This is a genomic window from Oceanobacillus sp. FSL W7-1304 (assembly GCF_037969805.1).
GTDB lineage: Bacteria > Bacillota > Bacilli > Bacillales > Amphibacillaceae > Oceanobacillus > Oceanobacillus profundus.
Genome location: NZ_CP150211.1, coordinates 3030866 through 3057025 on the forward strand (window position 1 = coordinate 3030866; position 26160 = coordinate 3057025).

The following is a 26160-nucleotide window of genomic DNA, read 5'->3' on the forward strand; positions in this document are numbered from 1 at the left end:
AAAATGAATTAAAAATCCTCGTGTTTACACTAAGAGATAAAAAATAGGGAGAATAAAAAACTATGCGGATTCGTGAAATGGAAGAAAAGGATAATCAGAAAATGGAGCAAATTATTAAACGTTCATTGGAGTCATTTAACTTAGATATCCCAGGAACAGCCTATTTTGACCCCCAGCTGAGCAGTCTGGCGCAATTTTACAAAGAACAAGCACATGCTAAGTATTGGGTTGCGGTGAATGAACTGGATGAAGTCATAGGCGGTGTGGGTATTGCACCATTTGGACAGAAAAAGGAGATTTGCGAGTTGCAAAAGCTGTACATCGCTCCTATTGCTCAAGGGAGGGGTCTGTCGAAGGAGCTAATGAGGGTAGCAATCGACTACGCAAAAGAGCACTATACATACTGTTACTTAGAAACATTGAAGGAACTTGAAGCAGCTAATGCCCTATACAGCAAATTAGGCTTTCAGAAGCTGGAAAAAGCACTGGAAGGCTCGGAACATAATGCAATGGAAGTTTGGTATATAAAGGAATTATCGTAAAAATAATAAGGTTACAGGTGATACCATGTTTTTAAAACGAATTGAACTTCAAGGTGATCGTATCCCACCTTTTCATACCTATCCGTTTTCGATTCCAGCTATTAAAAATCTCGGTCAATTGGATTTAACGAACAAGGTAACCTTTTTTGTTGGAGAGAATGGGACAGGGAAATCCACATTGCTAGAGGCGATTGCTGATAAGGCCGGCTTTAATACAGCGGGTGGTGGCAGGAATAATTATTATGATGTACCTGCTTCTGAATCGGCACTAGGGGACTATATTCGCCTTTCTTGGATGCCGAAAGCCACAAACGGCTTCTTTTTGCGGTCTGAGTCTTTTTATAATTTTGCTACACATATTGATTCTGTAGGTGCCCAAGGTGCATATGGCGGGCGATCATTGCATCATCAATCGCATGGAGAGTCGTTTTTTTCGCTTTTTCTAAATCGGTTTAAGGGGAATGCTATCTATTTATTGGATGAGCCAGAGGCTGCTTTATCGCCTCAGCGCCAGCTCTCACTTTTACGAATTCTCCATGATTTAGAAGTGGCTGGTGATAGCCAGTTTATTATTGCTACACATTCTCCGATTCTTTTAGGGTATCCAAATGCTGTTATCTTAAGTTTTGATGATGAGAAAATTCAAGAGATTGATTATGAGATGACCGAACATTACCAAATAACAAGCTATTTTTTACAACATCGAAAAAAGTTTTTGCAGGAGATTTTTCGTGATTCCTGATTGATATAGGAATAAATGCTTGATGGGATTAATCAGTATAATGAAGAAGGAAATTAGAGAGGAGGAGAAAACGGAAATGGCAACTACAGAGAGAACTTGTCCAAATGGGCATACCTATTATAAAAGCAGTGACTGCCCAACATGCCCGGTTTGTGAACAGGAACGAAAGCCAAAAGCAGGATTTTTATCATTGCTTTCATCGCCTGCACGACGCGCATTAGAACATGAAGGAATAACAACCGTACAACAGCTATCAAATTTTACGGAGAAAGAGATTTTAAAGCTTCATGGGATGGGGCCAGCTTCCTTGCCAAAGTTGAGAGCGGCTTTGGAAATGGAAGGTTTATCATTTAAAAGTAAGTAATGATATTAGTCCATAATGAGGGAAAAAAAGAGGCAATCCTATAAATAGGCTCGCCTCTTACAATTTATTCACCTAAATCCACATTATGATAAACGTTTTGCACGTCCTCTAAATCCTCTAACGCATCAATCATCTGCTCAAATTGCTCAAAATCTGCTGCAGAAAGCTCTACATCATTTTGAGCGAGCATCGTTAGCTCTGCAATCGTGAATTCGGTAATGCCAATAGATTTAAATGCTTCCTGTGCTGCATGGAACTGATCTGGCTCCGTGTAAACAATCACAGATCCATCTTCTTCAGCGATATCACGGACGTCAACATCTGCTTCCATCAATAGTTCAAGCACGTCATCCTCTGTTTTTCCTTCCACACCGAAGACAGCTACATGATCAAACATATAAGCAACAGATCCGCTTACACCCATATTTCCGCCATTTTTACCAAACGCAGCACGTACTTCGGACGCGGTGCGGTTAACATTGTTGGTTAGCGTATCAACGATGACCATTGATCCGTTCGGCCCGAAGCCTTCATAACGATTTTCGTCATAGTTCTCTTCCGAACCGCCTTTTGCCTTTTCAATGGCGCGATCGATAATATGCCTTGGTACGCTATATGTTTTTGCTCGCTCGAGCACTACTTTTAAAGCTTGATTGGATTCAGGATCTGGTTCGCCCTGCTTGGCTGCAACATAGATTTCCCTGCCGAATTTTGCATAGATCCGGCTTGTATTCTTATCCTTTGATGCTTTCTTTTCCTTAATATTGTTCCATTTACGTCCCATTTGGACCACTCACTTTCTATACCTCTAAATAAAACTATAAAACTTTAGAAGCTAGATTTCCAGCTTTTTTTGCAAGATAAGAAAAGTTTTTTAACTGCATAGGTGCAATATTGACAGCTATCTAAGAGATCGGTGACTAACAGTGTTGTCTAACAAAAAAGTATTTGCATAAAAGCTATGCGTGGCTCTCCATGGTTAATCGGTTCTTTTTTCCATGCAGAAAATAATATAGAACCATGATAGCAAGAATCACGATGCCAAGGATGATATACAGCGATCTGTAGCCGGTATATGGAATGATGAAACCAAGCAAGTACGGACCAAATCCAAGTCCTGCGTCCAGAAAAATAAAAAAGGTTGATGTTGCAAGCCCCATATGATGTGGCGGAGTTAATTTAACGGCAATCGCCTGCGAACCAGATTGCAAATTACCAAAGCCAAGACCAATTAGTGCACCTGCCACCAATAGAGTAAATCCGCTTGCAGCGACACTTAAAAGCAGCATCCCGCCAGCAAAAATGATAAGGGCAGGATACATAACAATATTTGCGCCTTTTAAATCCATTAAACGCCCTGTTATTGGGCGTGATATTAAAACAGCAATTGAATAAACGAGGAAGAAGAAGCTAGCTGCTTCCACAAGATTGATATCAATAGCGTAAAAGTTAATATACGAGAGCACACTGGAATAGCAAAAAGCAATCAAGAGCGTGATGCAAGCAATTGGCAATGCCTTTGGTGCAACAAAGCTTGAGATTTTAAAGCCTTTTGTTTCCCTTGGTGTGTGCACCTCTTGTGCTTCATTTACCCGCACGAATAAGGCAATAACTATATTGATGATACCTAGTACAAGACAGAAAGCAAAAATGATTGGAAAGGTTGTTTGTTGAACCATGAGCAAGCCAATAAACGGGCCAATGGCAGTAGCCAATGTTGCACTCATACTAAAATAGCCGATACCTTCTGCTTTTCGTGATGTTGGGATGGTTTCCGCAATTATAGTTCCAGCTGCCGTACTAGCCATCCCTGCCACAATTCCATGTATAAGGCGCGTAATTAATAGAAAGCTAATACCCAAATTCAAGAAATAAAAGGACGTGGCGACAATACATAAGATAAGTCCGATCATCAATGTCCGTTTACTCCCAATAGAGTCAATATAGCGTCCAGTAAATAATCTTCCAATTAAGGAGCCGATAATAAACATGCCCGTAATAAGCCCAGCCGTGCTTGTCGAAGCATGATACGCATCTACGGCATAAATACCGATCGTTACGACGAGTAAATAAAAGACAAGCGTTAAGAAAAAGTTAACGACAGAAGTGATTGTAAAGTCCTTCGTCCATAGTTTTGGTCTAGATTGTTTCAATGTTGTTTCTCCTTTCATCATATCACCGTACATAAAAATAGTTATCTAGAATAACTAAATAATATATCATAAATTGAATGATACGTATAGGGGAAGAAATTCCTGGATAGCTGTAATTAGTATTGAGCGGCTTCTCTATAATTGCACTCCAAATAAGCTCTTATCCGCGAAATCTCGACCTCCCAAGCCAAACAAAAAAACTGACAGTCTTAAAACAAAGACTGTCAGCAAAACTTGCTATTTGCGTAATAACAGATACATAAAATATGGTGCACCAATAAGCGCAACAACAATACCTGCTGGAATGCCGTCAGGGGAGACAAGGTTTCTTCCGATGGTATCTGCAATTAACAGCAACCAGCCTCCTAATAATATCGCTACCGGAATAAATAGCTGATTGCGCGGTCCGACTAGCGATTTTGCAATATGGGGTGCCATTAGCCCGACAAATGCAATCCCACCTGAAACGGAGACGGCTGAAGCTGCCAGTGCTACTGCAGTGAAAAGTAAAAGGATGCGTTCTTTTTTTACGGCAACACCAACACCAATTGCGACCGGTTCGTTCAGTGCAAGAATGTTTAAGCGATTTGCCTTATACAGGGCATAAGGGATGAAGATGATTAGCCATGGTAATATTGCTAAAATGAATGGCCAGTCCGTTCCCCAAATATTCCCTGCGAGCCATTTCGCGATAAAACTAACCTTTGCACGTTCCTGGGATGAGATGAGAACAATCATGATACCGGATAACGCCAGTGAAAAACCAACACCAATAATAATCATGCGTGTCGGGTCGAGCGGTCGTTTTTTCTCATAAGAAAAAACATAAATAAGCAGAGCAGTAAGAAACGCCCCAATAAAGGCAACGACCGGAAGCATGTAAACAAATGTGCCAGATTGAACTGGATAAAATAAAAAGAAAATCGCTACTGCTACTCCGGCGCCAGAGTTGATGCCGATAATTCCTGGATCAGCTAAGTCATTACGCGTTAGCCCTTGGAGAATTGCACCAGAGAGAGCAAGCGCCATCCCGGCAAGAATTGTAACAATAATCCGCGGCAAGCGAATAGAAAATAAAACAAAGGACTCCTTAAATGAACCAGCACCAAACAAGGTTGGAATAATTCGATCATAGGATAATGCAGCATCTCCAATTCCCATGCTGATGATAATCGTGAGTAGGGTAAAAAATACTAATAACCCTAGAACGATTCGTTGTTTTTTGATTAACTTTGGATGTATCATGTGAATGCTCTCCCCCCTTTACGGATAATGAGCAGGAAGAAGGGGAGACCCAAAACCGAAATAATAGCGACAATCGGTGTTTCCCACGGAGCATTGACAGTACGAGCGAGTGTGTCAGCAAGGAGCATTAGAATTGCCCCAACAAAAGCTGACATTGGTAAGATGTAGCGATAATCTGTACCAACAATTGCTCGGACGATATGGGGAACCATTAAACCGACGAATGCCATATTTCCAACTAATGCGACTGCTGCACCTACTAGCAGAATAATGATGACAAACAGAACGGCCTTAATTTGCGTTGTCTTTTGTCCAAGACCGACAGCAACTTCCTCATTGAGACTTAGAATGGTTAATTGTCTAGAAAACCCGAATGCAATAAGCATGCTTACAATAAGAAATGGGATAATGATTTGCAGCTGTGCCCATGTTGTGCCGATAAGCCCTCCAGCAGTCCACATGGATACCTCTTTGGATACGTTAAAATAGATCCCAATTCCTTCCGATACAGCTTGAAGAAAAGCAGATACTGCTGCTCCAGCAAGAATAATTTTGAAAGGAGAAAATCCTCCACGCTTAATAGCGCTTATTCCAAACACCATTGCAGCGCCGATTGCAGCTCCGAGGAAGCATGTAAACATAATTCCGTAATAATTGAGAGATGGCAGCAGTACAATTGCAACAGCAAGTGCAGCGTTTGCACCTGCTGTTAATCCAAGCAAGCCAGGATCAGCTAGTGGATTTCGCGTCATGCCCTGCATAATTGCTCCAGCTATGGATAGGGCTGCACCGACAAAAACAGCGGCAACTTCTCGTGGCAAGCGAATTTCCCGGATAATGGAAATGTCACTTCCCTCCGCATTGGAAGCAAGTGACAGCCACACATCTTTTACTTGAATATCGGCAGCTCCATAAACAATGGATACAATAAATGTCCCAACAAAGAGCAGCAGGACTACTATCATTTTGTAATAAAAGGGTATCGACGTTTTCGTTTCCTTTTTCATAAATACTCATCTTTTCTCTGTATAGTTAGTTAAGGAAAGCCTCTTTGAAAAAAGCAAGCTGCAATTCTAATGTTAATGGGTCATTGAAATAAAATTCATGTCCATTTACTTCAAAAACATTGTCATTGGCTACTGCAGGGATGTTTTGATAAATGTCTGATTCCATAAAGGAATTGTCTGTTTCATCAAATCGGCTGAAAATCATATAGTCACCAGCATATTCAGGAAGTACTTCTAAAGACATCGCATAATAGCCGGCCTCCTGTGCTTCTTCGGCAACTTTTTCAGGCATTTTCAAATCCATTTCCTGATAAAGAATTTCTGTTCCGCGGCCCCAGTTGTCGCCGTAGACATAAAGCTGTTTATCGAAGTTTTCAATAACAGAAACTGTTGCATCTTCGCCAATTTCTGCGCGAATTTCTTCGCCTGCTTCCTCAGCACGTTGTTTGAAATCATTAATCCAATTTTTAGCTTCCTCTTCTTTATTTAACAGTTTACCAATTTCCAAATGCTGTGTTAAGTAATCAACAGCTCCATATGTGAACAATACGGTTGGAGCAATTTCGTTTAACTTATCGACATTGTTGATTCCAGTAAGACCAATGATTAAGTCAGGTTCCAACTCAAGGATCGTTTCCAGGCTCTCATCACTAACCTCTTCTACTTCAGCTAAATCTTCTTCCCACTGAGGGTTCATTTTAGCCCAAGCATCAACCCCAACAAGGTTTACATCCAAAGCCATGACATTTCCCGCGAAGGATGAAAGAACGACGACACGCTGTGGGTCAGCTGGAACTTCAACTGGTCCATTTTCTGATTCATAGGTGATTGTATCTGAATTGTTATCTGTAGTATTATCTGTTTCTGCCCCTTCATTACTACATGCCATCAGTAGTACAAGCAGGAATGCGAATGGAATAATTAACTTTTTCATCGTTGTTTCTCCTCTTTCATTAAGTTGTATGTGATGCACATCGGTTTTCCTGTGCGAGGGTCTTTGCCAATTTCCGCATCAATTTGGAATACTTTTTTCAATACATCATGTGTAATAACCGTTTCACAATTGCCAGATTGTACGATTTGTCCGTCCTTTAATGCGATAATATAATCAGCAAAGCGAGCAGCCTGGTTCAGGTCGTGAAGTACCATTACGATTGTTCTTTCTTGCTCCTGGTTAAGGCTTTGCAGAAGCTCTAACACTTCAAGCTGATGTGCCATATCCAAGTAAGTTGTTGGTTCATCCAAAAAAATAATCTCTGTTTCCTGAGCAAGCGCCATCGCAATCCAGACGCGTTGTCTCTGTCCACCAGATAACGCGTCTACCGGACGAAAGCGGTACTCTAACGTTCCTGTAACTTCGAGTGCCCATTCAATCACTTCATAGTCGCGTTTCTTTAAGCGCCCAAACCCACTTTGATAGGGGAAGCGTCCATAGGAAACAAGCTCTCCAACCGTTAAGCCGTTTGTGCTTTCAGGAGTTTGTGGGAGGATGGCCATTTTTTTTGCTAGTTTTTTTGTATCTTGTTTCGAAATATCTTCACCATCCAAAATGACGGTTCCAGATTCGTGTGCAATAATTCGTGTAATCGCTTTTAACAATGTAGACTTTCCACAGCCATTCGATCCGATGATGGTTGTGATTTTTTTATCTGGAATTTCAACACTAAGATCCTTCACAATTAAGTGTTCTCCATAACCAATATTTATATTTTCAGTCTGTAGACGAAACATGTTAGGTCCCTCTTTTCAGGTAGCTTCGGATAGTGATAATGATTCTCATTATCGAGCTAGTCTCCTAAACTATAATTTGCATCGTTTCTTTTGTCAATACATTATTTTTACAATCATTCATGAAGGAGATTCAGATGTGTTTTTTTACATTTAATAAGAAGTTTTATCGATTTGCTCTTGACAAAAATGCGTTTTCAATTGAGAATGATAATCAGTGGAAGCTTTTTTAAGGAGTGAAAGAAAGTGAAACAGGATGAATTATTTGATGTGACGGTAATTGGGGGAGGGCCAGCTGGGCTATATTCAGCTTTTTATAGTGGTTTAAGGGAAATGAAGACTAAGATTATTGAATATCAGCCAGTTCTTGGCGGGAAAGTTCATGTATATCCTGAGAAAATGATTTGGGATATTGGCGGGTTAACACCGACCCCTGCAGCAAAATTTATTGATCAAATCATTGAGCAAGGTTTAACCTTTCATCCAACCGTAGTAATGAATGAGAAGATTGAATCCATCAATAAAAATGATGAAGGCATGTTCGTCTTACAAGCAGCTTCTGGGCAAATACATTATTCGAAAACGGTAATCGTAGCTGTCGGTGGTGGAATCTTGAATCCGCAGCGACTCGATATTGAAGGCGCCGAGCGATTCGAGGTTTCGAATCTGAATTACACGGTGAAATCACTTCAACGCTTCAAAGATAAAACGGTAATTATTTCTGGTGGAGGAAATACAGCAATTGATTGGGCCAATGAGCTGCAAAGCATTGCGAAGAATGTGTTTCTTACGTATCGAAAGGATGTCCTTTCTGGTCACGAGGCACAGGCAAGCAGGTTATTAAATGGTTCAGCAGTTTGCTACTTTAATTGTTCGATTACAAAGCTAATCGCACGTGCGAATAAGGATTTAATTGAGCATGTTGAGCTAACAAACCATGAAACGAAAGAAATTGTTTCATTGCCAATAGATGAAGTCATTATAAATCATGGTTATGAGCGAGACACATCTCTTCTTGAGAACAGTCCAATTGATATTGAAATAGCAGAAGGTTACTACATTGCTGGAAATGCGAGCAGTGAAAGCTCCATTCCAGGACTCTATGCTGCTGGAGATATTTTGCATCATGAAGGGAAATTACATCTCATTGCAGGTGCATTCCAGGATGCTGCAAATGCTGTTAATAAGGCAAAGCAATATATTCAGCCAGGTGCAGAAAAGTTTGGTATGGTTTCTTCACACAATGAGCTTTTCAAACAGCGTAATCGTGAAATTATTCAGAGCATGGTGCATTGATAGAAAATGAGCAATCCTTTATATTTCATTAATATCAGTGTTTGTAAATATACAAATGTCTAACGTAATGTGCAATATAAAACCGATTCTTTCCATTTGAAGAATCGGTTTTATATGTTTTGTACATAGAAGTCAGCTGTAGAGCGAGACAGATCTACGTACACCAAATAGGATATAGAAGACAGTTGAACACATATAAGAGCCGTTACAGTAGTAACGGCTCTTCGCATTCAAATCCTAACGTCTAGAAACTTCAGAGATGTATAATTCGTCTACAGTTTATATCGACAATGTCAAACAGTCGATACGTTTTATTCTTGTCCTTCTTCTTCTTCTCCCTCTTCTGCATCTGGCTCACCTGAATCATCTTGCTCAGCTGGCTCTTCAGTTGTAGGCTCTCCACTTGCAGGTTCTTCAGGATTTTCCTCATCCTCTGATGCACATCCAAATAATAAAGCTGTGGAAAGCATCGCTGACATCGTTACGAAAGTTAATTTTTTCAATTTCAACGTCATCACCTCTTCAGAAAAATTTGATTCTACTACAGTATAGATGAAAAATATTTATGTATTATTAATCCAGTGTTAAAATATTTAAATAAATCAAACTATTGGTAATGCTTATTAACTACATTTATATAAATGGTCATTCCTTTGTTGGGGAGGTGAACAGATTATATGAGTAAGAAGACTTAAAGTGATTTATTTGCAGAAGTATACACTGGAAATTAGGTAGGGAGATCAATTTCTTCTTGTTCATTCTTTCAATATCACAAGAGATGTGTTCTTTATAACGGTGAAATACTGTGTTGTTGGATTATGGATGGATATATACATTTGTTCCGATGGACACCATGGATGAAAGCTCTGTCACATCCTCGTTATACATTCGAACACAACCATGTGATACAGCTTTTCCTATAGAAGAAGGGTCATTTGTACCGTGGATTCCATAATGCGGCTTGGATAAACCCATCCATAATACACCGAAGGGTCCACCTGGGTTAACTTCTTTATTAACGATGATGTAATTTCCAGTCGGTGTCGGTGTTAAAATTTTGCCAACCGCAATTGGATATGTCTTCAACAACATACTAGCATCGTACAACTTGAGTTGCCGGTTATCCACCGATATATCAATCCATTTTACCAACAATATCAACTCCTGCTTTTAATTTACTTTAAGTATATGGGATTAAGCCTACTTGTGTTCATAAACGTTATCTTTCCATGGATTTTTATGAATCTTAAGGACTTCTAAATGATATAATGAAGCTACAAATTTATATAAAAAACGTGAATATGTAATGTGGAAAATGGAAGGGGATGAAACTATTTCAACCGAGAAAGAAAACGTAATCGTAGATGATATCATGCGGCAGATCGCCAATCAGACATTAAAACCTGGGACCAAGCTGCCTTCGGAATATGTGCTTGTAGAAAAGTACCGAGTTCCAAGAATGACAGTACGAAATGCATTGATGAAATTAGAAGAGCAAGGAATTGTCTATTCTAAGCAAGGGAAAGGGCGCTATTTAAAAGAAGAATCAAAGCATATTGATTTGCATTTAACAGGTAAAATCAGCTTTACGGATAAAATGAAGCAACTAGGCTATGATCTAACAACCAAGAATGTTTATTGCGAAGAAATCCCCTTTGATGCAAAAATCTATCGGATTTTACAGGCGGTGGAGGGAGATACGATTTTTAAAATTGGTAGATTACGTTATATAAACGGCGAACCAGTTGCGATACATAACTCCTTTGTCAGTGAAACGAACTTCCCAGTTATCGGGAAAGATGGACCGGCAATTGAATCCATGTTTGCTTATTATCGACAGCTTGGATACGAGGAGTTCTCAAGTAATAAATCATTGCTTAGCACAACTTTTCCGACTGTCTTTGAGCAAGAATTGCTAGCCTGCAAAAGCATGGTTCCACTCATTGTCGTCGAAAGCAATTGTATCGATGGAAAATCTGAAAAAGTATTAGAATATACAAAGATTTTATATCGAAGTGATAAATTTCAGTATGATATAACAATGGATTAAACAGGTAATGAATCTAATAATGGATTCCTTACCTGTTTTTTATGTTAAAAATATTTACAAAAACAATACATTCTCTTAATACACAACAACTTGGCGACAAGTTAAGCTTGATTTGTAAAGGAGGTCGTACCGAATATGAAAAGACGTAGAAGAACAGAAATTCTTATTCAAGGTGATCCTGCATTAGCAAAAAAACTTGCAGAATCTATTATAGCTATTTATGACTATCGTGAAATTATTGCTCCACAGCAAGGGCTGACAATGGTTAAAATGCGAGAGTCAGCAAAGAATTCCCTGTTTTATATGGGAGAGGTCCTAGTAACCGAATCAAAAGCAGAAATCAAAAACTGCATTGGGATTGGTATAGTTGTTGGGATGAAAAACGAGCTTGCTAGAAACCTAGCGATAATTGACGCGGCATACAAAGCGAACCTCCCAGAAACAGTTGCATGGGAAGCAGAACTGGCAGAAGCAGAAAGGCAGATTATTCAAAAACGAGTAAAAGGCCAGGCGAAGCTATTTGAAACAAAGGTAGACTTCCAGACGATGGATGTTTAAGAGAATGTCTATACATATTTTTAGAGCTTAAACATCACATGAGGATACTGAGAGCCTGAATGGGGAGAAATCGAAAAGATTCGGTCACTTATAAAGCGTATGAGCATCCGAACGGGAGAAAATTGAATGGGTTCGGTCACTCATGAAGCGTATGATCGCCCGAACGGGAGAAAATTGAATGGGTTTGGTCACTCATAAAGTTGATGACCGTCCAAACGGGAGAAAATCGAATAAATTTGGTCACTCACAAATTTGAATACTAGAGATATCCAATTACTTAAATACAATTATCAAAGCTTTTATTTCCTTTTCATTAAAGTCAGACAGGAGAGATACGATGGCTATTGATCACGTGCACGATTTGCAGTTTGTCTACAAAAAAATATTGGATAATATGTCACGTCCAGGAAAAATTGCATCGCTTCAAACGTTGGCAGGCCGCAATGATTACAATCTGCAAATGCTTGATGCAACGTTACTTACAATTATGACCCTTCTCGATCGAGAGGTGACATTTCATGTACTTATGGACAACGGACAAAACTTACCCGAAAAAATTTCGGAATATACATTAGCAACCCATACAACAATCGATAAAGCAGACTTTGTCATCGTGCTAAAAGGAACACCAGAGACAGCAATTACCAATGCGATGACGCAATGTAAGAAAGGGAGCTTAATTGATCCACATGCATCGGCTACTTGGATCATCGAAAGCGCATTTAGCGACGTACATGAAGGCGAGCTTATGTTAACAGGCCCTGGAATAAAAGATCAAACGAAGCTGCAAACAGCGCTCACACCAGCTGTGTGGCAGGCGAGAAATGTCTGTGTGGCGGAATATCCATTAGGAATTGATTTGATGTTGACAGATGAAGATTTACAGGTTGTCTGCATACCTCGGACAACGAAGGTCGACATGATGGAGGTGGAATAGATGGGTTATGTTGCAGTAAAGGGTGGAACGAAGGCGATTGATGCTTCCATCGAGCGTCTAACATTTGAACGGTTGAAGAATCAGGAAATCATCGAAATTGAGACAATCATGGCTACAATGAAAAGTCTGATTGACCAAATTATGTCAGAGAGCAGTTTGTATTCCCCGTATTTGGCAGCACTTGCTATTAAACAAGCAGAGGGAAGCATGGAAGAAGCTGTCTTTTTAATGCGAGCACATCGCTCGACATTACCTAGACTCTATTACAGTCAAGCAGTTGAATCCGAAACAATGCTTGTGGAACGACGGATCTCTGCTAGTTTTAAAGATATTCCTGGTGGGCAGATCCTTGGCGCGACAAAGGATTACACGCATCGTTTACTAGACTTTGAGCTACAGGAAGACCCTGCAGAAAATGAAGCGTGGCTATCCAACTATCAAAAAGCATCAGAAGCAGTAAAAGCATCCGATGAGTTAGAATTTTTTCCGAAAGTAGTAGATTACTTGCGGGAAGAGGGCTTATTTGAAAACTACGAAAGAGATAATACAGATCCAGTCGATATTACGAAGCAAAGCATAGCGTTTCCGGCTTCACGAAGTGCTCGTTTGCAAGTGTTAACGAGAGGACAGACAGGTGCAGTGACAGCATTGGGCTATGCTTCGCTGCGAGGATATGGGCAAGTCCATCCAACTGTTGGAGAAGTGCGTGTTGGCAGCTTGCCGATCTATGTTGCACATCCAAATGAAGGTGAGCAGGATGAAGAGGATGCATTCTACATCGGTGAAATCCAAGTAACCGAGGTCGAGTCGTTTGTTCCGGTTACAAAAAAGAACGACGCGAATGAGCAGGAACTGGAATTTGAAATAGGCTACGGTATTTGCTACGGCCAAAATGAAACAAAGGCAATAGCGATGAGTATTTTAGATCAATGCCTGGAGCATCCAGAATCCAGTTTTCCGACACACGATGAAGAATTTGTTTTATTACATATTGATTCGGTTGAAGCGACAGGATTTATATCGCATTTAAAACTGCCGCATTATGTTACATTCCAATCGAAATTGGATAGTATCCGTAATGTCAAGAAAGGGGGACATACAGATGAAAACTAAATCCCATTTTGCATTTTTTGATGAAGGCTCGAAAAAGGAAATTCGCCGATCGATTTTAAAGGCTATTGCGATACCAGGGTATCAAGTGCCATTTGCTTCGAGAGAAATGCCGATTGCACGTGGCTGGGGAACTGGAGGACTGCAAATCACCTTATCAATTATTGGAAAAAATGACGTATTAAAAGTGATTGACCAAGGTGCAGATGAATCCGTGAATGCTGTCAGCATCAAGAAGTTAGTGCAATCGACGACTGGAGTGGAGCTTGTGGAAAGAACGCAGGAGGCAAGTATAATTCAGTCCCGACACCGGATTCCGGAAGTGCCGCTCACTCCTGAGCAAATTCTGGTCTTGCAGGTTCCAGAACCAGAACCATTGAGGCGTGTCGAAAAAAGTGCATACAAAACAAAAATCCTCCATTCGGAAAATGATTATAGTGGTGCATGGCTTATGCTATTTGAACAAATTATGAAGTACGGGAGAACGGCTACAGGTGCAGACCATCCTGTGTACGTGAATAACCGCTATGTGATGGCGCCGAGTCCGATTCCAAGATACGATAATCCGAAAATGCATCAGTCGGAAGCATTGATTTTACTTGGTGCAGGGAGAGAGAAGAAAATTTATGCAATCCCACCTTATACGGATGTGGAGTCGCTTGCTTTTGATGACTATCCATTTGCAGTAGAAACCTTTACCGGAAAGAGCTGTCATTTATGCGGTGCGGAGGATGTCTTTTTAGATGAGTTGGTTGATCCGGCTACAAACGAAACGATCTATCAATGCAATGATACGAGCTATTGCATTGAACGGTTAAATAAGAAAGAGGAAGTCGAGGTGGAGACAAGCCATGCATGAAGAGCCTCTATTGAAGGTGAGAAATTTACAAAAGCAGTTTGGCGATGGATGCAGCAGATGTAAGGAAAGACAGAACTTAGAAAAAAATTACTGTCCAAATTGCGGGACTGTCTATGCTTGTCATGATATTTCATTTGATTTATTTGCCGGGGAAATCCTTGGAATTGTCGGGGAAAGCGGCAGTGGCAAATCGACGATGATGCAGTGCTTGTATTTTGATGCGGAGGTCACATCTGGAGCAGCATACATTGATGGTGGACCAGGTTCAGCCGAACAGAATGTATTTGAACTGTCGTCCCAGCAGAAGCGTTACATTCGCAATCATCAGTATGGCATGGTTTATCAAAATCCCGTGCATGGATTAAAAATGAATTTTTCCTCGGTTGGAAATATAGCGGAAAAGCTCATTGCAGCTGGGAAACGGAATGTATCCGAGATGGAGGAAACTAGTAAAAGCTTACTGCAAAATGTACATATTCCGCTGTTTCGAATGAAGGAAGAGCCGAGGAATTTCTCGGGTGGCATGCAGCAGCGCGTGCAAATTGCCAAGGCGCTGTCAAATAACCCGCCAATTTTATTTTTAGATGAAGTAACCACTGGTCTTGATCTATCTGTGCAAGCAAATGTGCTCGATCTTATTAAGAAAATTCAGCGTGAGCTTGGAATTAGCATGATCGTTGTTTCCCATGATTTAGCGGTTATCCGCATGCTGGCGGATCGTACGATTGTGATGCTGAATGGTTCCATTATTGAGGAAGGTCTGACAGATCAAATCTTAGAGGATCCGCAGCATGCATATACTCAGCAATTGGTTTACTCATTACTTTAGAAGCTGTTCAAAAAGTCCGGTATCCTTTTGAACTCTTATTTATAGGGAGGAACGTTGATGGTTCTTATCATTCATAATGGAAAAATCGTAACAGAAAATGAAATTTTAGAAGGATATGCAGTGGTTGTGAGCGGTGAAATCATTCAGGAAATTACCCCAGAAGAAAAGCTATCTGAATATCCGAATGCCAAGTGGATTGATGCAAATGGAGGCTACATTTCCCCGGGCTTTATCGACATCCATTCCGATTATATTGAAGGAATTGTCTCACCAAGACCAACAAGCATGATGGATGTCAATATTAGCTTGCGTGAAGCAGAGAAAATCCTAATTAGCCATGGAATTACAACGATGTTTCATTCGCTATCCTTTTATCGCGAGGATGTTTTTACCCATAAACCGATGCGCTACCCGAAAAATGTTCAGCGTCTAGTCGATGCGATTGATGCGACACATAATGAATTGCGCTTGATTCGCCACCGTCTGCACGCACGCTTTGAAATCGATAATATTGATGAAGTGGATCGGCTTGTTGAAAATATTGAAAATGACAAGGTGCATTTATTATCGTTTATGGATCATACGCCAGGTCAAGGACAGTACAGAGATTTAGAAGTGTACAGGGAAACGTTAAAAGGCTATCGCGATATCTCTGATTCCGATGTGCAAACCATCATCGCAGAACGCCAAAACAGTACTTTTATGACGATTGAAAAAATAAAAGAAGTTGCGGAGATAGCTTTAGCGAAAGGTATTGCCGTTGCCTCCCACGACGATGATGATGTTGCTAAGATTGATTTAGTAAAATCCTTTGGAACGACGATTAGTGAATTTCCGATTACATTGGAGGTCGCTAAAAAGGCTAAGGAAATGGGATTGCAGACTGTTGCTGGGGCTCCAAATGTGCTGTTAGGCGGCTCGCATTCTGGAAATTTATCAGCAGCAGAAGCAATCAAGCATGGCTGTATTGACATTCTTTGCAGTGATTATTATCCAGCTGCATTACTCCATGCAATCTTCGAATTACACGAAAAGCATCATTATGATTTACATGAAATGTTCCGGATGGTCACGATTAATCCAGCTAGAGCGGTACGGATGGATGATGAGCTTGGCTCCATTAAACCTGGTAAAAAAGCGGATCTCTTAATTATTGAGCGAATGGATGATGGTTATCCGATGCTGACCATGACAATGGTAAACGGAGCAGTTATCACGACGACGAACTACCGATTGAACTAAAAGGAGGGTAGCTAACATGACAATGCTTGACGTGAATGATTTTGGCAAGAGATTCACAATTCATCATTTAAATAAAACAATGCAAGCAGTAGAACAGGTTAATTTTTCTATAGAGAAAGGTGAATTTATTGGGATTGTTGGTAAAAGTGGCAGCGGAAAATCGACTATTTTAAAAAGCATTTATCGTTCCTATTTACCAGATGCAGGCGAAATGATGTATGATTCTGCACGGTTTGGAAGGATTGATTTATGCCAAGCGACAGAACGACAAATGCTTTATTTAAGGAAATATGAGATCGGCTATGTGTCGCAATTTTTAAATGTGATGCCACGAACGACATCAAGACAGCTTGTGGAAAAGGCGCTCCTTGAGATGGGAGAAACGGAATCAGTTGCACAGATTGAAGCGGAAAAGGCGCTAACCCATTTTGAATTGGACCCAAAACTTTGGGACACGTACCCGAACACCTTTTCAGGCGGAGAAAAACTGCGATTAAATATAGCAATGGCAACGGTGAAAAAACCACGACTTTTATTGCTCGATGAGCCGACTGCAAGCTTGGATCAGCAATCGAAGCTAAAGGTACGCGAAATTATTGAAAAATTAAAAGCAAATGGCACGACGCTCGTAGGGATATTCCATGATATTGAATTTATGGAGGGACTCTGCGATAAGGTCTACGATATGCGGGCAGGTAAGCTTCTTGCCGGAGCTGGTGTTACGAATGAAGGCTGATTTACATGTCCATAGCACATATTCCGATGGATCCGATTCGATTGAAATGGTGATGCGTGAAGCACAGTTGAATGGTGTAACACATCTTAGCTTTGTGGATCATGATACGACAGCGGGATTGCTTGAAGCACAACGCTTAGGAGAGCATTATGGAATTGAGGTTATTCCTGGCATCGAGATTTCAGCTTACGACTTTAAGCGAGATCTTAAAGTGCATATTCTGGGATATAACTATCAGCCAGAAGCAAGTCATATTAAACAGCTCTGTGATTCGCTTTTAAAACGTCGTCATGCACACACGCTTTGGCAAATCGAGCAGATCAAGAAGGTCGGGTTTAGACTCGATTTAGAGACGATAAGCAAAGCCGCAAAGCCAAGTGAAACAATCTATAAGCAGCATGTGATGCAGCAGCTAACAAGTGCTTCTTATTCATCCGATGCCTATCAATCGCTCTACAAGAGGCTTTTTAAAGGAGACGGGCCAGCAGCAGGCGATATCGAATATGTCGACGCTTTTGATGCTGTTCGTGCAGTGGTCGCGGATGGCGGGATTGCGGTTGTAGCACATCCAGGGCAATTGGATTCCTATGAACTGATACCAGAACTTATAGAGGTTGGATTAGGTGGCATTGAACGTAATCATATAGATCACGATGAACAGGACGTGTTAAAAGTTGAATCATTAGCGAATCAATATCAGCTGATAATGACTGGTGGAACAGACTATCATGGTTCATTTGGAAAGAGTGTTCAGATAGGAAATATAACGAGCCCGATAAACCTATTATTTAGTTAGTTTGAATTATCTTAAGATACTGTTAAAACAATGTAAATAGCCTATTTTTTTGAAAAAATTATGTTTTAATAGTAGCTGTGCAGGTAGGGGTTGAATGAAACATTAACAATCCTTATGCGTGAATGTTATGCTGCGCATCTAAATTTAAAAGGTGAAGGAGAACTCATTCATGAAGAAGAACTGGTATTTAGTAGGAATGCTCGCTTTAGTACTTGTAATGCTTGCGGCTTGTTCTGGCGGAACAGCTTCAGGTGAGGATGGAGAAGTAGATGATGTCATTGATATTGTTTGGTATCCGAATGAATCTGGTAATGATATGAAATCTTCGCGTGATGAAATTGGACGAGTGATCGAAGAAGCAACAGATAAGGAAGTAGAACACCATCTAACAACCGATTATGCGATTGCAATTGAAACACTTGTTAACAATAATGCAGATGTTGCGTTTATGGGTGCAGTTGGATACATTGAGGCTAAAAATGGAAATGATGCGGTAGAACCTTTAGTCGTTCCATCTGGTGAATCTGGTACATTAGACGATGCGATTTACTATAGCTGGTTAGCAGTAAACGTGGATGAGCAAGATAATTTTAAAGTAGACGGTGAGTTTTCACTAGATACAATTGCTGATAAACCTTTCTCTTTTGTGTCAAACAGTTCAACTTCCGGGTTTGTCGTACCATCCTCTGGAATCATTGAACATTTCAGTGAGCAAGAAGAATATGCAGATTTAACTGGGGAGGATCTAATGGAAGGTGGTCCATTATTCTCTCAAGTATTATTTGGTGGGTCGCACCAAGGTTCGGCAGTTAATCTTTTAAATAACTCTGCTGAAGTAGCAGCGTTCTGTGATACATGCGTAGAAAACTATGTAGAGCTTGTTGAAGGGGAAGCAAACACACCTGGAGCTGTTTATCGTGTGAAAGACGATGCTGCAGAACCATTCAATACAGTTGCTGGTAAAGAATTTGTTTTAATGAGCGTAACACCAGTATTGAATGCACCATTTGCCGCAAATATGGATGTATTAGGACAAGAGGATTTTGATATATTGCAAGAACTATTTTCTTCAGATGAGATTGCAAATAACGAACAAATCTTTGTACCGGAAGATTCTGGTGAGTCTGGATTATTCTTTAAATCAGGTGAGGAACGATTTATTCCTGTTGAAGATTCCTGGTTTGACCCAATTCGTGAGCTTTCAGAATAAGTAGATTACACATGGAGATAGAGTGTGCATAAGGTTGAATGCATACTCTATTTTACTAAATAGGTGACAAAGGAGCGGAAAAACATGTCATTACTACAAGTAGAAGGACTTGGGAAATCGTATAACTTAGAAACAAAAGTATTAAAAGATGTTAATTTTACTGTGGAAACTGGTGAGTTTGTTTCGGTTATTGGTCCATCTGGTGCGGGGAAATCTACACTATTACGTTGCATCAATCGGATGGTTGAAATCAATGAGGGGAAGGTAATTTTCAATAACCTAGATGTCGGATCACTAAAGAAAAAAGACTTGCGGAAATTGCGTACTGACATCGGGATGGTATTTCAGCACTATAATCTAGTGCCACGTTTAACCGTAATTGAGAATGTCCTTCATGGTAGGTTTGGCTACAAAACAACCTTACAAGGCGTGTTAGGACGATTTAGTGAAGAGGAGAAGGAACAGGCCTTTTTCTTGCTTCAGAAGCTTGGAATTGAAGAGCATGCGTATAAGCGCTGTGACCAATTAAGTGGTGGGCAGCAGCAGCGCGTTGGCATTTGCCGTGCACTGATCCAAGATCCAAAGCTTATTCTCTGCGATGAGCCAATTGCCTCTTTGGACCCCAATTCCTCCAAGGTTATTATGGATCACTTAAAGTCAATCACAAATGACTTAGGCATTACCTGTCTAGTAAATCTACACCAAGTAGAGGTTGCTCAAGACTATTCGGATCGAATTATTGGGCTGAGAAAAGGCGAAATTGTGTTTGATGGAAAAAGTGCTCTTCTGCGTGAGGAACAAATTAATCATATCTACGGTACGGAACGACGAGAATTAATTACGGTATAAGGAGCAATTAAGCGTGAATGAAAAAGCGATGCGAAAAAGCAGATGGATCACAACAGTATCCTTAATTATCATTATTGGTATAACCTATTTATCAGCAGTTATTACAGAATTCAACTTTATCGACAGCGTTGCAACATTACCAAAAGCGTTAAGCTGGATCTTCGCAAATCTCTGGATCACACAAGAAACATGGGAAAGACTGCCTGCGATCTTAGGTAAGCTCAATGAAACGATTTTTATGTCGATAGCAGCAACAACACTTGCGGCAATTATTTCGTTGTTCCTAGGTTTAATGGGATCAAAAACAACAAAAGTAAACAATGTCTTCAGTGTGCTTGCTCGGTTGATTGCCTCTTTTTCACGGAATATACCGGTTGTTGCATGGTCACTCATTTTACTAATTTCATTTGGACAAAATTCCTTGACTGGGTTTTTGGCTTTATTTGTTGGTACGCTTGGATTTTTAACAAGGGCATTTATTGAATCAATTGATGAAGCTAGCCAAAGTGCTGTAGAAGCATTGCAGGCTACGGGAGCGACGTATGCACATATTGTAAATAAGGCGGTTATTCCACAAAGCTTACCACAAATGCTAAGCTGGATTTTATTTATGATTGAAACGAATATCCGAAGCGCTACATTAGTCGGGATTTTAACAGGTACAGGAATCGGGTATACGTTTGATTTATATTACAAGTCTCTAAACTATAACGCTGTAGCACTTGTAACTTTTACAATTGTCATTGCCGTCATCATTATAGAACTGATTTCAAACCGGATACGGAAGGTGATCTTATAATGGAAATGCTAAGAGGAGGAGCACAGCCAAAGCAAACCTACATAAAACGGACACGGACTGGTCGAATTAATATTAAAGCTGGAAATAAGGTTGAGCTCGTAACAAAGTGGACCATTGCAATGTTAGCTGTCTTAACGATTATGGCTTTCTTTTTCTTTGACTACACAGGGTTGCAGTTAGAACGCGCTATTACCGAAACAGCATATAATTTAAAGACGATGTTCTTAGAGCCAACTTTAAGTCATTTCAGCTGGGGAGAGGCTTTCCATCAAATTGGCATTACGGTTGGGTTGGGTGTTTTAGCAACGGTAATTGGAGCAATTATTGCTTTGTTTCTAGCCTTTTTAGCAGCTGAAAACCTATCCAAGCCATGGATTTCAAAATCGGTACGTGTTGTTGTAGCATTTATTCGTGCTGTTCCAACTGTATTATGGGTTCTCATTTTTGCAATTGCCGCGGGTCTTGGCAGTGAAGCTGCTGTACTTGGTATGCTATTTCACTCAATCGCTTATTTGGTGAAGGCTTTCTCCGAATCATTTGAAGAGGTCGATCGGGGTATTTTAGAAGCAATGCGAGCAACCGGCTCTAATTGGTGGCATATGGTAACACATGGCGTGCTCCCGTCTACCTTTACGTATTTACTATCCTGGACATTTTTACGATTTGAAATTAATTTTGGTGTCGCTGTCGCAATGGGCGCCGCGGCAGGAGCTGGCGGTATTGGATTTGAGCTCTTTATGGCATCGGGTTTCTATTTTGACTTGCGCGAGGTTGGATTTATCACGTACGCAATCCTCATTATCGCAATTATTTTAGAAATAGTTTCAACACAATTGAAAAATCGTTATTTCCCAGCGGCCGCAAAGAATTGAGTTTTGTATGAACTCCCTTTTTAATCAGCATATGTCAGATTATTAATATAAAAAGTATTTTGTTCTATTTAACCGTGATGAGTGCTTTTATTCTGCCATTTCGTGATTCTATTAAACCGATCGCATTTTATTTAACTGTGGCCATCGTTCTAGGGTGGGGCGCATTGCTTTTGTGGTCGGGGTTTGGTTCGATCTTCAAAAAAGTTTTTATAAAGCATGACAAGATCTTTCGAGCAGCGATGAGTTTATTGCTGGTTTATTCTGCGGTAACGATTTTTCTTTAAGTTGAACAAAGTGGAAATGATTTACTTCAAAAAGAAAAGCGCCACATTTGCGGTGCTTTTCTTTCGTTCGAGTAAATACTGTTATTCCTTCACAATCAACATATCATTCTCATCAAATTGCCAGCTCTCGCCATAAGCAACTTCCCAATAAAATCCATTCGGATCTTGGAAATAGCCGCTATATCCGCCCCAGAACACAATCTCAGGTGCTTTTACAATTTTAGCGCCAGCTTTATCAGCAACTGCAAAAACCTCATCGACTTCTTCTTTCGATTTCCCGTTATATGCCAGCGTAATTCCGCCAAAACCGATACTAACTTGCGGTGGATTCTCTTCATCAATATCTTTTGCTAACCGATCAATCTGGAACAAGGATATTTTTGTTCCGCCATTATTGAAAAAAATAACATCTGGATCGGATTCCTTGCCATAGACAACAACGTCAAATCCCAGTCCATCCCGATAAAACGCTAACGATTCTACCATGTCCTTTACACCTAATGTGATTAAATTTAAACGATTCATTCAATCATCTCCTTATTTTACAGCATTTTCAATAATCGAGAAGCTAGCCTCATCGCAATCTATTTCAGTCTGAGCCCCATATGGAAGAATAAACTTTGGTTCGGTGTGGCCGAAGTTCATGTTATAAAGAATTGGCAAGTCCGCTAATCCATATTCCTGCATAACTGTGCGTATCGCTTCTTTGTATTCAGTGTAATACATTTCATCATAAGGCTTGGCAAAAAGGATACAATTTGTTTTTTGTAAAATACCTTGTGCAGCGTAATTTCGCAGCCAATATTTAATCAGATCTGGCTTTGGTTTTTCCTCTGAGGTTTCAAAGAAAAGAATACTGTCATCCCAATAGCTTTCCTCTGGCCAGAGCGCTGTACTTTTTGCAAATTCAAGAACATCCATACAACCGCCAATCAACCTGCCTTGTACGACACCAGTTCCCTGCAGCACTTCATAAGCTGAATTTGGCTGCATCTTCCTCTGAGTGTCTTTGTTTGCGATATCCCACTCTAAAAATTCACTTGTCCATTCCATAGAAGGTTTAATTTCTCCAATTTTTTCATTCGAGAAAAGCGTTTGCTGAATGCTTTTTACGGTGTAAGGGTGCATCTCGATATTTTCAGCGAAATCGGTTAAGATAGCTGGACCGTAAAATGAGGAAAGTCCCGCTTTATGACAAAATAAATGAGCTATCGTAACATCTGAATAACCCATAAATATCTTCGGGTTTTCACGGATGGTCTCGAAATCGATATAGGGTAGCAATCGGATACTTTCTTCGCCACCAATGTTAGCGATAATTCCTTTAATGCTTTTATCGGCAAATGCTGTCATCAAATCCTCGGCTCGAGCCTCTGGATGTGCGTAGAGATAGTCCGACCCTTTCAAACTGTTTGGCATAGCGACAACTTCTAGATCAAATACATCCTTTAATCGTTGGACACCTTGCTCATAGCGCCATCGTATTGGTTCATCACCAGCACCTCCCCAAGAAGGACTGACCGTTGCAACTTTGTCTCCGGGCTGTAATTTATTTGGTTTTTTCAATAATGTTCTCATCTCATCCTTCCCCTCCATCAGATTAAAGATAACGTAATTTTGTTATTCCCAATAACACATCTGTAATAGATTGCCATCAGGGTCATATAGGTTAAAAAATTGATTCACTCCATCATCTTGGATAGCAGTTACGTTTACATTTTTGTCTGTTAAATGATCAAATACCTGTTTGATATGTTGCGTGTAAAAGATAGGGTATACTTGATTTGCCTGTACTGCTTTACTCGTTCTATTTTCCTCAATGGTTAATGGAACATTACTATCTCCAATTTTTAAAATGCGATAGCTGTTGTCGCTAAAAACTTCCCGAAATCCAAGGACATCTTGATACCATGTGCTTGCTTTGGCTACATTGCTGACAGGCAAGCAAATCGTGTCGATACGTTCAATCAAACGCAAGGGCACGTTCTCTTGTTGAATTCCGTATTTTTCTTTAAATACCGGACTCAGCTCACTCCAGACGTCAAATTTATTTCCGTCTAAGTCATGAAATACGAAGTTTCTGCCCACATGCCCTCGATCTTCCATTTCCTCAGCATAAACGTCACGTTCTCGAAGTGTTTTATGTAATTCCATCAGTGCATCAATTCCATCCACTTCAAATGTAAGGGAAAAGTGTTCCGTATTGGCTGTGTTAATAAAATTGGCACGTTGGCCTTCTGCAGACTTTACCAAGAAAAAACTTTGGTTAGCAAGATCGATAATTGCCTTTTCTGCATCTTGAAAACGAACTTGTGCATCAAGCTTGTCCACATACCATTTTGATGCATGCTCTATATTCATAACAGGAATATAGATAGTTCCTACCCTTATTAGACTGCTATTCAAGTTGAGCCCCCCTTTAGTTGGTTCCGTTGAAACTCTTTCATAAGATATTCGCTATTCAGGTGGTAGAAACCTTTAATAGGAACCGAAAAAAGTAAAAGAAGCTGCATGCAGCAGCTCCTCTTGACCATCTATTATGGTGACGGACGATTCGGTCCATGCAATTTAACACCAGTCTTATTCTCTTTTTTTAATGCATTTAACTCTTCCTTGCTTTTATTTTTTGATTTTGGCCTTCCAGACATCTGAATCCCTCCTTTGCTGATTAGTGTGTCTTATTTTTTAAAAAAGATAATTGATATCATAATATTGCCTTCCTATCATGATGGGATTGTATGGTATGGTTAATAATGCTGAAGTTGGTAAGGGGAATGCTGATATTCGAGTTAAATTTGCTGATGTTTAAGGGAGAAAAGCTGAAGTTCACTATTAGAGGTGCTGCTCTTCGCACCCGGATCGGATTAGTAGCAGCTAAGTTGAAGGGCTCTATACATAAAAAAAAGCTGAACATACATTCAGCTTTCTCCTATCCCAATTATTTTGGTGAAATGGGTATCCATATCTCGCTTTTAAAATTCGGCGACGAGACATCATTATGTTCATTCCATAAAATTCTAGGACCTTCCGCTTGTTCATAATTTGCAGAAGGGAACCATTCGGAATAGATTCGCCCCCCAGACATTTTGTAACGTGTCAGGGGAGGGACCAATTCCTTTAAGGATAGAATAGCAAGTAGTGAATAGATCTACCCGACATTATGTGCCCGATTTGGCAGGGTACTTCCATTCTAATAGTAGCAGGTACATAAATGTAAAAGTAATTGTGTAAAATTTTAGTAAAAATAAAAAATACGATAGACTTGTCCAAATAACGTGTTAAAATTAACATAGGAAGTTACATAAGAAGGTGAAAATCGATGAAATTTTGGATGAGAAAACTAGCAGTTGTCTTCGTAACCATCTTCACATTAGGAATGTACAGTCCGACAGCTCTTTTAGAGATTGATGCGGATGAAAATGAAGACGCATTTGCCTCTGGAGCAGATATAAACAACCATTCTGGTCCTGTAACGGAATTACGAGAAGAAATTGATTATACGTTACCCTTGCCTATAGTAGAGGCGAATCCGAAAGAACAAGCCGTGAAAGAGTTAACTGAGCAGGCCAAGGAACAAGCGCTTATCAAATTCGGCTCTAGAATTGCAAGCCAGGTAGAGACGGAGTTCACAGACATCATTTTACCAAACATCGAAGCAGTTTTAGCTTCTATTTTAGACGAATCTGGAGCAGATAATTACGCCTATTTTGCAATTACAGAAAACCCCGCTGAAGGCTATGGAGAACGAATTTTTAATGTATATGATGAAAAAAGAGGGCAAGATATTGCAAAGTTCCATGTGCGCCGGGATAACCGTCCGCTAGAAGGACATTATTTCAATTTCCATTATCATGTCAGCAGCGATGGATTTAAGGAGCATCACGATATTGGCGAAATCTATTGGGATAAAAATACACCACCGAGGTGGATGGCATAGATTCGTGAGCTGCTT

30 protein-coding genes and 2 pseudogenes are annotated in these 26160 nt (G+C 40.1%); 19 read left to right on the forward strand and 13 right to left on the reverse strand.

Features of this window, described 5'->3' with window-relative positions:
* The first annotated feature begins 62 nt into the window (after positions 1 to 62).
* From NYE61_RS15240 to NYE61_RS15250, 3 genes are all read left to right on the forward strand, one after another.
* Positions 63 to 542 carry a GNAT family N-acetyltransferase gene (locus NYE61_RS15240; protein WP_118888362.1) on the forward strand — a complete coding sequence of 160 codons (480 nt, stop codon included), beginning with the start codon at positions 63 to 65 and terminating at the stop codon, positions 540 to 542.
* 25 nt (positions 543 to 567) lie between these two features.
* Positions 568 to 1284 carry an AAA family ATPase gene (locus NYE61_RS15245; RefSeq protein WP_303446973.1) on the forward strand — a complete coding sequence of 239 codons (717 nt, stop codon included), beginning with the start codon at positions 568 to 570 and terminating at the stop codon, positions 1282 to 1284.
* A gap of 76 nt (positions 1285 to 1360) precedes the next feature.
* Positions 1361 to 1648, forward strand: a complete 288-nt coding sequence (locus NYE61_RS15250) for an RNA polymerase alpha subunit C-terminal domain-containing protein (protein ID WP_095310489.1) — start codon at positions 1361 to 1363, stop codon at positions 1646 to 1648.
* A gap of 64 nt (positions 1649 to 1712) precedes the next feature.
* Here the strand turns inward: NYE61_RS15250 and NYE61_RS15255 are convergent, their stop codons facing one another.
* From NYE61_RS15255 to NYE61_RS15280, 6 genes are all read right to left on the reverse strand, one after another.
* A complete protein-coding gene (locus tag NYE61_RS15255) occupies positions 1713 to 2432 on the reverse strand; it encodes a YebC/PmpR family DNA-binding transcriptional regulator (RefSeq protein WP_118888364.1) in 720 nt (239 codons plus the stop codon).
* Positions 2433 to 2607: 175 nt separating this feature from the next.
* The gene (locus tag NYE61_RS15260; protein WP_303446971.1) at positions 2608 to 3801 is read right to left on the reverse strand and encodes an MFS transporter; all 1194 of its coding nucleotides are present in this window, start codon (positions 3799 to 3801) and stop codon (positions 2608 to 2610) included.
* Positions 3802 to 4038: 237 nt separating this feature from the next.
* Positions 4039 to 5046, reverse strand: a complete 1008-nt coding sequence (locus tag NYE61_RS15265; RefSeq protein ID WP_118888366.1) for an iron ABC transporter permease — start codon at positions 5044 to 5046, stop codon at positions 4039 to 4041.
* Positions 5043 to 6053: an iron ABC transporter permease gene (locus tag NYE61_RS15270; RefSeq protein ID WP_303446970.1), complete on the reverse strand. Its 1011-nt coding sequence runs from the start codon at positions 6051 to 6053 to the stop codon at positions 5043 to 5045. The genes NYE61_RS15265 and NYE61_RS15270 overlap by 4 nt, the downstream gene beginning before the upstream one ends.
* A gap of 25 nt (positions 6054 to 6078) precedes the next feature.
* On the reverse strand, positions 6079 to 6987 hold the full coding sequence (locus NYE61_RS15275; RefSeq protein WP_303446968.1) for an iron-hydroxamate ABC transporter substrate-binding protein: 909 nt from the start codon (positions 6985 to 6987) through the stop codon (positions 6079 to 6081).
* Entirely contained in the window at positions 6984 to 7784 is an 801-nt protein-coding gene (locus NYE61_RS15280; RefSeq protein ID WP_095310500.1) for an ABC transporter ATP-binding protein, read from the reverse strand. Before NYE61_RS15280 ends, NYE61_RS15275 begins: the two co-directional genes overlap by 4 nt.
* 243 nt (positions 7785 to 8027) lie before the next feature.
* On the opposite strand from NYE61_RS15280, the gene NYE61_RS15285 reads away from it, so the two are divergent.
* The gene (locus NYE61_RS15285) at positions 8028 to 9077 is read left to right on the forward strand and encodes an NAD(P)/FAD-dependent oxidoreductase (protein ID WP_118888369.1); all 1050 of its coding nucleotides are present in this window, start codon (positions 8028 to 8030) and stop codon (positions 9075 to 9077) included.
* Positions 9078 to 9388: 311 nt separating this feature from the next.
* Here NYE61_RS15285 and NYE61_RS15290 read toward each other — a convergent pair whose 3' ends face one another.
* Positions 9389 to 9586, reverse strand: a complete 198-nt coding sequence (locus tag NYE61_RS15290; protein WP_095310504.1) for a hypothetical protein — start codon at positions 9584 to 9586, stop codon at positions 9389 to 9391.
* 307 nt (positions 9587 to 9893) lie between these two features.
* Positions 9894 to 10229, reverse strand: a complete 336-nt coding sequence (locus NYE61_RS15295) for a L,D-transpeptidase (protein WP_118888370.1) — start codon at positions 10227 to 10229, stop codon at positions 9894 to 9896.
* Positions 10230 to 10383: 154 nt separating this feature from the next.
* Between NYE61_RS15295 and NYE61_RS15300 the strand changes: the two genes are divergently transcribed.
* The 14 genes from NYE61_RS15300 to NYE61_RS15365 all read left to right on the forward strand — a co-directional run bounded on the left by NYE61_RS15300 (position 10384) and on the right by NYE61_RS15365 (position 22208).
* A complete protein-coding gene (locus NYE61_RS15300) occupies positions 10384 to 11127 on the forward strand; it encodes a GntR family transcriptional regulator (RefSeq protein WP_303446966.1) in 744 nt (247 codons plus the stop codon).
* Positions 11128 to 11262: 135 nt separating this feature from the next.
* Entirely contained in the window at positions 11263 to 11685 is a 423-nt protein-coding gene (gene phnG / locus NYE61_RS15305; protein ID WP_303446964.1) for a phosphonate C-P lyase system protein PhnG, read from the forward strand.
* A gap of 337 nt (positions 11686 to 12022) precedes the next feature.
* Entirely contained in the window at positions 12023 to 12622 is a 600-nt protein-coding gene (phnH, locus tag NYE61_RS15310; protein WP_303446963.1) for a phosphonate C-P lyase system protein PhnH, read from the forward strand.
* Complete coding sequence (locus NYE61_RS15315) at positions 12623 to 13735, forward strand: carbon-phosphorus lyase complex subunit PhnI (protein ID WP_303446962.1); 1113 nt, start codon at positions 12623 to 12625, stop codon at positions 13733 to 13735.
* On the forward strand, positions 13725 to 14591 hold the full coding sequence (locus NYE61_RS15320; RefSeq protein WP_095310514.1) for an alpha-D-ribose 1-methylphosphonate 5-phosphate C-P-lyase PhnJ: 867 nt from the start codon (positions 13725 to 13727) through the stop codon (positions 14589 to 14591). The genes NYE61_RS15315 and NYE61_RS15320 overlap by 11 nt, the downstream gene beginning before the upstream one ends.
* On the forward strand, positions 14584 to 15420 hold the full coding sequence (locus tag NYE61_RS15325; RefSeq protein ID WP_095310516.1) for an ATP-binding cassette domain-containing protein: 837 nt from the start codon (positions 14584 to 14586) through the stop codon (positions 15418 to 15420). Before NYE61_RS15320 ends, NYE61_RS15325 begins: the two co-directional genes overlap by 8 nt.
* Before the next feature lie 57 nt (positions 15421 to 15477).
* A complete protein-coding gene (gene phnM / locus NYE61_RS15330) occupies positions 15478 to 16662 on the forward strand; it encodes a phosphonate metabolism protein PhnM (protein WP_095310518.1) in 1185 nt (394 codons plus the stop codon).
* Between the two features lie 16 nt (positions 16663 to 16678).
* Positions 16679 to 17398 carry a phosphonate C-P lyase system protein PhnL gene (gene phnL, locus NYE61_RS15335; RefSeq protein WP_303446961.1) on the forward strand — a complete coding sequence of 240 codons (720 nt, stop codon included), beginning with the start codon at positions 16679 to 16681 and terminating at the stop codon, positions 17396 to 17398.
* Positions 17388 to 18194, forward strand: coding sequence for a PHP domain-containing protein (locus NYE61_RS15340; RefSeq protein WP_303446960.1), 807 nt, complete (start codon positions 17388 to 17390; stop codon positions 18192 to 18194). The genes phnL and NYE61_RS15340 overlap by 11 nt, the downstream gene beginning before the upstream one ends.
* A gap of 169 nt (positions 18195 to 18363) precedes the next feature.
* Positions 18364 to 19404: a PhnD/SsuA/transferrin family substrate-binding protein gene (locus tag NYE61_RS15345; RefSeq protein WP_118888375.1), complete on the forward strand. Its 1041-nt coding sequence runs from the start codon at positions 18364 to 18366 to the stop codon at positions 19402 to 19404.
* Between the two features lie 84 nt (positions 19405 to 19488).
* Positions 19489 to 20253 (forward strand): phosphonate ABC transporter ATP-binding protein, encoded by a 765-nt coding sequence (phnC, locus tag NYE61_RS15350; protein WP_118888376.1) that lies wholly within the window; start codon positions 19489 to 19491, stop codon positions 20251 to 20253.
* A gap of 13 nt (positions 20254 to 20266) precedes the next feature.
* On the forward strand, positions 20267 to 21052 hold the full coding sequence (locus NYE61_RS15355; RefSeq protein ID WP_095310526.1) for a phosphate/phosphonate ABC transporter permease: 786 nt from the start codon (positions 20267 to 20269) through the stop codon (positions 21050 to 21052).
* Positions 21052 to 21924, forward strand: coding sequence for an ABC transporter permease subunit (locus NYE61_RS15360; RefSeq protein WP_095310528.1), 873 nt, complete (start codon positions 21052 to 21054; stop codon positions 21922 to 21924). Before NYE61_RS15355 ends, NYE61_RS15360 begins: the two co-directional genes overlap by 1 nt.
* Positions 21925 to 22001: 77 nt before the next feature.
* Positions 22002 to 22208: a hypothetical protein gene (locus NYE61_RS15365; RefSeq protein ID WP_251660082.1), complete on the forward strand. Its 207-nt coding sequence runs from the start codon at positions 22002 to 22004 to the stop codon at positions 22206 to 22208.
* A gap of 81 nt (positions 22209 to 22289) precedes the next feature.
* Here NYE61_RS15365 and NYE61_RS15370 read toward each other — a convergent pair whose 3' ends face one another.
* The 5 genes and pseudogenes from NYE61_RS15370 to NYE61_RS15390 form a co-directional block, all read right to left on the reverse strand.
* Positions 22290 to 22733 (reverse strand): VOC family protein, encoded by a 444-nt coding sequence (locus NYE61_RS15370; RefSeq protein WP_303446958.1) that lies wholly within the window; start codon positions 22731 to 22733, stop codon positions 22290 to 22292.
* 12 nt (positions 22734 to 22745) lie between these two features.
* Positions 22746 to 23786, reverse strand: a complete 1041-nt coding sequence (locus tag NYE61_RS15375; RefSeq protein ID WP_303446957.1) for a S66 peptidase family protein — start codon at positions 23784 to 23786, stop codon at positions 22746 to 22748.
* A gap of 42 nt (positions 23787 to 23828) precedes the next feature.
* A complete protein-coding gene (locus tag NYE61_RS15380; RefSeq protein WP_251660179.1) occupies positions 23829 to 24191 on the reverse strand; it encodes a VOC family protein in 363 nt (120 codons plus the stop codon).
* A 12-nt stretch (positions 24192 to 24203) separates the two neighbouring features.
* Positions 24204 to 24614: pseudogene (locus NYE61_RS15385) on the reverse strand (VOC family protein); the annotation flags it as partial.
* A 532-nt stretch (positions 24615 to 25146) separates the two neighbouring features.
* Positions 25147 to 25363: pseudogene (locus tag NYE61_RS15390) on the reverse strand (GyrI-like domain-containing protein); the annotation flags it as partial.
* Positions 25364 to 25527: 164 nt separating this feature from the next.
* Between NYE61_RS15390 and NYE61_RS15395 the strand changes: the two are divergent.
* Positions 25528 to 26145 carry a YpjP family protein gene (locus NYE61_RS15395; RefSeq protein WP_303446956.1) on the forward strand — a complete coding sequence of 206 codons (618 nt, stop codon included), beginning with the start codon at positions 25528 to 25530 and terminating at the stop codon, positions 26143 to 26145.
* Positions 26146 to 26160: the final 15 nt, after the last annotated feature.